This is a genomic window from Mesorhizobium sp. M8A.F.Ca.ET.021.01.1.1 (assembly GCF_003998025.1).
Classification (GTDB): Bacteria; Pseudomonadota; Alphaproteobacteria; order Rhizobiales; family Rhizobiaceae; genus Mesorhizobium.
Genome location: NZ_RZSJ01000947.1, coordinates 1 through 1,243 on the forward strand (window position 1 = coordinate 1; position 1,243 = coordinate 1,243).

1 protein-coding gene is annotated in these 1,243 nt (G+C 63.2%); it reads right to left on the reverse strand.

The annotated features are described in order from the left end of the window. Window positions 1-30 precede the first annotated feature (30 nt). Window positions 31-1,243 (reverse strand): hypothetical protein (locus EOA36_RS37610; protein ID WP_189553554.1); only part of this gene is annotated, 1,213 nt, incomplete at its 5' end.

A 1,243-nucleotide genomic window follows, 5' to 3' on the forward strand; every position in this document is an offset into this window, starting at 1 on the left:
TAGCAGGTTCGACGAACCTGCTACGAGCTGCTAGCGCGCGGCTGTATCGGCGCGGATGAGCACTGTCACCGAACCATTCTGGAGCAGCAAGCGGTAGCCCCGCAGCGCTTCTGCGACCGCGGGGTTGTCGCGAAGTGGCCTCGGCGGAGGGGGGTTGTCCGCGATCTTCAGCAATACCGGGGCACTGGGTACCGCCGTCCCATCGTCAAGGACGATGTCCGGCCGTTTGGTGGTCACTTCCTTCGCAATATCGAGAATGTATGTGTCCCGCAGTGCTTGCAGTTCCTTCCGTGTGACCGGATCCCTCCCCGCCTCGATCAGCAGCCCGGAATCCCTGACCATCCACGCGGAGGGGTGACGACCGACAAGGCGGCCACCGACCGCCCGCACGAGTGGGTTGCCGACCTGCAGCCGAGAGCCGATCGACATGACGGTGGGGCGATCGACGGCGATGGCGATGGCGGCTGTAGCCGCGTCCAGATCGCCGCGAGGCTGCAACAGCGCTGAGACCTGTCCCTGAAGGGCGATCAGTATCAAGAGAAGCAGGCCGAGCGCGGTTCCGGTCCTGGCCAAGATGGTCAGGTCCCGCCACGGCGGCCGCCGGACAAATTGGAGCAGGAACGCCAAGGCGCCAAATGTCAGGAACGGCAGCGCCTGATAGGTCCAACCCTTGCCCATCATGAGGAAAGCGGGGACATAAGCTGTCCCGGCCAGAAGCAGTATTTTCGCATCGCGATGAATACGGTCGGGGCGAGCCATTGCGAGCGTGGTCGCCGCCATTGCCAGGAACGCTTCGATCGGCCAGAGCGTCAACATATCAACGACCGGCGCGCGCATCGGCAGATAGACCTGACGCAGCAACGGCAAGACATCGGTGAAGAAGGGGCGCATGAAGACTGCGACCGCAGTCAGATAGATGACGGTCAAGATGCCGCCGACGATATTCTCCGTCGTCCAAAGCGGACGCAATGAGCGTCGTTGCAGCGCAACCACCAAGGCCGGCACCGCCAGCGCCAGCACACTGTAAGGAGGCTTGATCATGACGAAGACAGCGGCGCCTACACCCGCAACGATCTGCTCGGCAGCGCTGCCGGCGTGGAAGTCCACTCTGTGATCGCGCACCGAGAACAGAGCCAGCCATGGCAGCAAGGCAATGACGGAAATCTGCTCGCGTTGGCCGAAATCCAGCGGCAGCAGGAACAGCACGCAAAACACCGCGACCGGAGCGAGCCGGGCGTATCGC